This is a genomic window from Parendozoicomonas sp. 209JJ7-1 (assembly GCF_058147085.1).
On sequence record NZ_JBYVJU010000164.1, the window covers coordinates 1 to 464 of the forward strand.

Below are 464 nucleotides of genomic sequence, written 5' to 3' on the forward strand. Positions count from 1 at the left end.
CACTTGTTAGGCGCATCCACTTTTTTACACAAGATACTGAATATTTTGGTTGTTATGCTTTGGGTTCAAATGACTCTGGACAAAGCAGCACAGTGCCATCACATTTAAAAGCTGGGCATATAATATCCAGCTTTTCGGTGCCATCTAGAATATACCAGCCTTGATTGTAATACTCAGACTTATCTATACGTTCGTAAAGCATATCTGTTTCAGGCTCAATTTCACATATATGTTCAATATTTATTAGTGCATCGATGGCAGTAGATATACAGATAAACTTATATAACTCATCATGCAAATGAGGTAAGTCATCATCAAATTCAATATAAGAAATCCAGTTGTGATTGAAACTTTCTTTAGATAGCGATCCGATAATGATATTTTTAAAAAATAGATTTTTCATAGGACGATGTTGACGGTTTCTGAGCGCCTAACGCCCGCATCAGGTGCGCCGAAGGCGTCAC

At 37.1% G+C, this 464-nt stretch carries 1 protein-coding gene; it reads right to left on the minus strand.

Annotated features, from left to right (window positions below; genetic code table 11):
- Window positions 1–52: 52 nt before the first annotated feature.
- Window positions 53–403, minus strand: a complete 351-nt coding sequence (locus ACY2RQ_RS19850; protein ID WP_490114745.1) for a hypothetical protein — start codon at window positions 401–403, stop codon at window positions 53–55.
- Window positions 404–464 lie beyond the last annotated feature (61 nt).

Excerpts from the sequence above, each read along its gene's own strand:
- ACY2RQ_RS19850 (WP_490114745.1), bottom strand. The coding sequence starts at position 403 with ATGAAAAATCTATTTTTTAAAAATATCATTATCGGATCGCTATCTAAA.